3 protein-coding genes and 1 pseudogene are annotated in these 6,074 nt (G+C 72.6%); 2 read left to right on the top strand and 2 right to left on the bottom strand.

All coding sequences use genetic code 11. The annotated features are described in order from the left end of the window. Both AB0C29_RS29265 and AB0C29_RS29260 read right to left on the bottom strand, forming a co-directional pair. Positions 1-744, bottom strand: a pseudogene (locus AB0C29_RS29265) (hypothetical protein); the annotation flags it as partial. Beyond that, entirely contained in the window at positions 737-2,668 is a 1,932-nt protein-coding gene (locus tag AB0C29_RS29260; RefSeq protein WP_360826641.1) for an ATP-binding cassette domain-containing protein, read from the bottom strand. The pseudogene AB0C29_RS29265 and the gene AB0C29_RS29260, both read right to left, overlap by 8 nt. Before the next feature lie 177 nt (positions 2,669-2,845). Between AB0C29_RS29260 and pta the strand changes: the two genes are divergently transcribed. Beyond that, positions 2,846-4,912, top strand: a complete 2,067-nt coding sequence (pta, locus tag AB0C29_RS29255) for a phosphate acetyltransferase (RefSeq protein ID WP_360826637.1) — start codon at positions 2,846-2,848, stop codon at positions 4,910-4,912. Then, on the top strand, positions 4,909-6,015 hold the full coding sequence (locus AB0C29_RS29250) for an acetate kinase (protein ID WP_360826634.1): 1,107 nt from the start codon (positions 4,909-4,911) through the stop codon (positions 6,013-6,015). Before pta ends, AB0C29_RS29250 begins: the two co-directional genes overlap by 4 nt. Positions 6,016-6,074: the final 59 nt, after the last annotated feature.

The following is a 6,074-nucleotide window of genomic DNA, read 5'->3' as shown; positions in this document are numbered from 1 at the left end:
GGGCCGCGGCCTGCAGCTCATCCGCCAGGTGATGGACACCGTCGCGTTCGACCACGCCGACGGGACCACGGTGACCATGCGGCGGATCCGCCGGGCGAACAGTCGGATCTCCTTGGCGGCGGCCGGGCTCACGGCCAGCTCCAGCAGGTGCCACCCGAGCCGGCGGGATTCCGCGGTGGTGAGCTCGGCCCGCTCCAGGCGGGCCTCACCGATCCGGCCGGCGACAAGCGGCGGTACGGCGAAAAGCGGCAACAACAGCAACCACGGCTCCAGCCGCGCGAGCAGCACCCCGGTCAGCACGATCTGCACGGACAGGGTGAGCGCGGTGAGCACCGTCTGCACGCCCGCGGCCACCTCCCAGCTCTCCTTGCGCAGCAGCTCCATCCGGTCGGCGTAGTCCTGCCGTTCGTGCTGGTCCAGCCCGGCCGTGCCGTGCGCGAGGTCACCGATCTCCCGCTCGATGCGCAGGTGATGCAGGTCGGCGAGCTCGAAGAAGAAGATGTGTGCGAAGTGCTCCATGGTGAGGCTGAGCAGCGCGACGACCGCCACGGCAGCCGCCGCCCAGACCGCCGCGGAGGTGCCCCGGCCCAGCGCCGCGTCCGTGGTCAGCGCGAGGAAGACGGCGATCAGGGGCGCGCTCACGTTGCCCAGCAGCATCAGGAAGGCGGAGATGAGCAGCCGGCCGCGGCTCGCCCGCCACGAGGAGCCGAGCACGCCGGTGATGCCCAGCCACAGGTCACGCATCAGCGGGCTCCTCGATCAGCTCGTCACCGTCGGGCTCTTTGTCCTCAGCGAAGCGGGCTGCCTGGAGGGTGAACAGCTCCGCATAGCGGCCGCCGCCGGCGAGCAGCTCGTCGTGGGTGCCCGACTCCAGCACCCGGCCGTGCTCCAGCACCGCGATCCGGTCGGCCCGGCGGACCGTGGAGAAGCGGTGCGAGATCACCAGGCTGGTCGCGCCCCGGGTCAGATCCAGGAAGTGGGAGAAGAACGCCACCTCGGCCCGGGCGTCCAGGCTCGCCGTCGGCTCGTCCAGCACCAGCACGCGGGCGCCGCCCTGCACGGCTATCAACGCTCGCGCGATCGCGATGCGCTGCCACTGCCCGCCGGAGAGGTCGGCACCGTCCGTGTACTGCCGGGACAGCGGCGTGTCGAGCCCGATCGGCAGCCGCTGGACGAAGTCCAGGGCACCCGCGCGGCGCAACGCGTCCTCGATCGCCGCGTCGTCGTTCAGCTCGCCGGCACCGAAGCCGACGTTGTCGCGGACCGGCAGCTCGAAGTGCACGAAGTCCTGGAAGATCGCCGCGACCCGGCGCTGCCAGGCGGCGCCCTCGAAGGTGCGGATGTCCACGCCGTCGGCGGTGATCCGGCCGGACTCCGGCTCGTAGAGGCGGGCGAGCAGCTTGACCAGCGTGGTCTTGCCGGCGCCGTTGAGCCCCACGATGGCCAGCGACGCGCCTGCGGGGATGACCAGATCGAGCTGGTCGAGCACGGCCGGCGCCTCCGGCGAGTAGCGGAAGGTGACCTGCTCGAAGCGGATCTCACGGATCGGCAGGTCGGGCGGGGGAAGGTCACCGCCGCCCGGGCCGGCGGCCGCGGCGGTCAGCTCGCCGAGGCGGCGCAACGCCTGCTGGGCGTTCAGGCCGTACTCGGTCTGCACGTCGGACTCCGCGATGAAGGCGCCGATCCGGACCGAGGACAGCGCCGCCTGCATCACGATCAGGAACGCGCCGATGCCCAGCACGCCGGCCGCCGCGTCCCGGGCCGCCAGTGCCAGCGTCCCGCCGAGCAGGACGAACGCCACGAGCGTGTAGAGCACGTACGGTCCGTAGAAGATCCGGCGGCGTTGCTGCCAGACCGGGACCGAGCTGGCCATGAAGGCGTCCGCGTAGCGGTCGCCGACCCAGTCGAGCAGGCCGAAGACCCGGATCTCCTTGGCCGCGACCGCGGTGAACAACAGGTCCCGGAAGTAGAAGCGCCGCCGCCGGGTGCGCTGGTGCGACATGTAGATGCGCCCGAAGACGGACAGGCCCACGCGGTAGCCGAACCGGATGATCAGGCCGGCGGCCAGCACCGCGAGCGCCGCCCACCACTGCCACACCACGCCGACGACGATCACGGCGGCGACGGTCTGCAGATAGCGCGACAGCAGGGCGATGAAGCCGGCGCAGGCCGCACCCGGCGTCCAGTCGGCGAACCGCAGCAGGGAGATGCCGTCGGCGGCCTGGTCCAGCACCTCGGGATCCTCCAGCACGGCGATGCCGGACCCGGTGAAGGAGTCGGCCATCAGCTGGTCGCGGATCCGGTCGTCGATGCGCCGGCGCATCAGCTCGCCGAGGAACGCCTGCACCGGCAGCGACAGCTGGATGGCGAAGAAGAGCGCGGCGGCGGTGATCAGGTGATCGCGCAGGTCCAGCCACGCCGGCGAGTCCACGCCACCGTCGACCGCGGCGGGCACCCCGGCGATGACCCAGGCGGTGGACAGACATACGCCGCGGGGCTGCATCCGGGGCACCACCTGCCGCTGTATCGCGCTCGTCACGACGGCCGGCCCGCCCCCGGTAAAATACCGCAGCTTGCCCGGCGTGGGGGCCCAGCGGCCGCCCATCCCCGCGGTGAACTCTTTCCACACCGACCGGTCGACCTCGGCGCCCACGTCCTGGCCGGCCATCAACTACACCCCCGCAGCGATTGATCACGGTGAACCTACCGAGATGCCCCCGCGGGCGTCGCCCCGTTTTCCCGCCGTTCGCTCTCGGCGGACCGGCGGTCGGCGGGCCGGACGGCCCTTGTCCACAGGGTCGGTCGACCCCGGGCGCGATCCCGGCCCGGCCGGTAGGTTGAAGGCGTGGCGAGCAGCGTGTACGTGGCCGGGGTCGGCCCCGGCGTCGGTAAGGGCACAGTCGCCCTGGGGCTGGTCGAGTTGCTGTCCCGGCGGGTCGCCCGGATCGGCGTCTTCCGGCCGGTCGTCCCGGGCCACGGTGAGGATCCGCTGCTGACCCTGCTCACCACCCGCTACCCGGCCGTCGCTCCGTACGCGGACTCCTTCGGGGTCACGGTGGCCGAGGCCGCCGCCCTGGTCGCCGACGGCAAGCGCGAGGAGCTCATCTCCCGGATCGTCGAGCGCTACCGCGAGGTCGAGCGGCAGTGCGCCTCCGTGGTGGTGATCGGCAGCGACTTCTCCGACGGCCAGGAGGAGGGGCACGACGAGCTGCCCCGCGAGCTGGCCTTCAACGCGCGGCTGGCCAACGAGTTCGGCAGCGTGGTCCTGCCGGTCGTGGGTGGGCAGGGCCGGCGTTCCGATCTGCAGGCCGCGGTCGGCTCGGCGTACCACTCGCTTGTGGATCTGAGCGCGACCGTGCTGGCCGTGATCGCCAACCGGGTGCCCGAGGGGGTGGCGCCGCCCGCCGGGCTGCCGGTCCCGGTCTGGGTCATCCCGGAGATCCCGATCATCGCCGCGCCCACCGTCGCGGAGGTCGCCGCCGCCCTCGACGCCACTGTGGTGACCGGTGGCGAGGCCGCCCTCGACCGGGACGTGCTCGACTACGTGGTCGGCGCGGCGCACGTGCCGGCCGTGCTCGACCACCTCACCGACGGGGCGCTGATCATCACCCCGGGCGACCGGGCCGACCTGCTCGTCGCCGCGAGCGCCGCGCACGCCGCCGGCAACGTGACGCTCGCCGGCCTGGTGCTGACCCTCGGCGAGTTCCCCGATCCGCGCGCCGTGCGGGTCATCGAGCGGCTCAACACCGGGCTGGCCATGCTGGTGGTGCAGTCCGACAGCTACCACACGATCAGCGCCGCCGGCCGGATCGAGGCCAAGCTCAGCCCGGCCACCCCGCGCAAGGTCGAGGCGGCCCTGGGCGCCTTCGAGAAGCACGTGGACACCGCCGAGCTGACCCGGCTGCTCGATGTGACCCGGTCCAGCCGGGTGACACCGCTGATGTTCGAGAACGACCTGATCGAACGGGCCCGCGCCGACCGCCGGCACCTGGTGCTGCCCGAGGGCACCGACGAACGGATCCTGCGGGCCACCGAGACGCTACTGCGCCGCGGCGTCGCCGACCTGACCCTGCTCGGCGACGCGGCCGAGATCGCCCGCCGGGCCCGCGAGCTGGGCGTCGAGATCGGCGCGGCCCGGCTGATCGACCCGGCCACCAGCGAGTGGCGCGACGACTTCGCCAAGCAGTACGCGGAGCTGCGCAAACACCGGGCCGTGACCCTCGACCTGGCGTACGACGTGGTCCGCGACGTCAACTACTTCGGCACGATGATGGTCGCCACCGGCCGGGCCGACGGCATGGTGTCCGGGGCCAACCACACCACCGCCGCCACCATCCGGCCCGCCTTCGAGATCATCAAGACGGTGCCCGAGGTGTCCGTCGCCTCCAGCGTCTTCTTCATGCTGCTGGCCGACCGCGTGCTGGTCTACGGCGACTGCGCGGTCAACCCGGACCCCGACGCGGCCCAGCTCGCCGACATCGCCCTGTCGTCGGCGCAGACAGCGGCGGCGTTCGGCATCGAGCCCCGGGTCGCCATGCTGTCCTACTCGACCGGCAGCTCGGGCGCGGGCGCCGACGTGGAAAAGGTGGCCGCCGCGACCAAGCTGGTCCGCGAGCGCCGCCCCGACCTGCCCGTGGAGGGACCCATCCAGTACGACGCGGCGATCGATCCGGGGGTGGCGGCGACCAAGCTGCCCGAGAGCGTGGTCGCCGGCAAGGCGACGGTCTTCGTCTTCCCCGACCTCAGCTCGGGCAACAACACCTACAAGGCCGTGCAGCGCTCGGCCAACGCGGTGGCGGTCGGCCCGGTGATGCAGGGCCTGCGCCGCCCGGTCAACGACCTGTCCCGCGGCGCGACGGTCAAGGACATCGTCAACACGGTGGCCATCACCGCGATCCAGGCCCGCTCATGAAGATCCTCGTGCTCAACTCGGGCTCGTCCTCGGTCAAGTACCGCCTCTTCGACGGCACCGAGACCCTGGCCAAGGGCCTGATCGAACGCATCGGCGAGGCCGACGGCGACGCCGGCGACCACGAGGCCGCCCTGCAGCAGGTGATGGCCGCGGTCGACGTCGAGGGCCTCGGCGCGGTCGGGCACCGGGTCGTGCACGGCGGCAGTGAGTTCGGCCGGGCCACGGTCATCGACGACGAGCTCTTCGCCGTCATCGAGCGGCTGGTCCCGCTCGCGCCCCTGCACAACCCGGCGGCGCTCAGCGGCATCGCGGTGGCCCGCAAGCTGCTGCCCGACGTCCCGCAGGTCGCCGTCTTCGACACGGCGTTCCACCAGACGATCCCCCCGGACGGCGTGGCCTACGCGATCGACGCCTCCCTGGCGGAGCGCTGGCAGATCCGCCGCTACGGCTTCCACGGCACCTCGCACGCGTACGTGGCCCGCAAGACCGCTGAGCTGCTCGACCTGCCCGCGGACCGGGCCCGGGTGATCACCCTGCACCTCGGCAACGGCGCGAGCGCCTGCGCGGTCTCCGGCGGCCGCAGCGTGGCGACGTCGATGGGCATGTCCCCGCAGTCCGGGCTCGTGATGGGCACCCGCAGCGGCGACGTCGACCCGACGGTGATCTTCCACCTGCACCGGGTCGCCGGGCTCCCGATCGAGGAGATCGAACGCTCCCTGACCCGCTTCGCCGGCCTCCAGGGACTCGCGGGCGAGAACGACATGCGGGCGGTGCAGGAGCGCCGGGCAGCGGGCGACCCGGCGGCGACGCTGGCCTTCGACGTCTACTGCCGGCGGATCAAGGAGTACGTGGGGATGTACCTGGCGGTCCTGGGCGGCGCGGACGCGATCACGTTCACCGCGGGCGTCGGCGAGAATTCCGCGCAGGTCCGCGCCGCCTCGCTGGCCGGGCTGACGGAGCTGGGCATCACGATCGACCCGTCCCGCAACGAGCGCGGCGAGCGCATCATCTCGCCGGAAGGGGCGCGGGTGCGGGTCTGCGTGGTCCCGACGGACGAGGAGCTGGAGATTGCCCAGCAGGTGACGGCCGAGCTGCAGAGCTGAGCCGGGCGCTGACTCGGACGGCTGAGGCCGTGCGTGCCGGTGCTGCCGGCGGCGGTCGC

Origin of the sequence: Actinoplanes sp. NPDC048791 (genome assembly GCF_040650095.1) — a bacterium.
Lineage (GTDB): Bacteria > Actinomycetota > Actinomycetes > Mycobacteriales > Micromonosporaceae > Actinoplanes.
The sequence above is the reverse complement of the archived record's forward strand: the minus strand, read 5'-3'. Positions and strand labels throughout refer to the sequence as shown.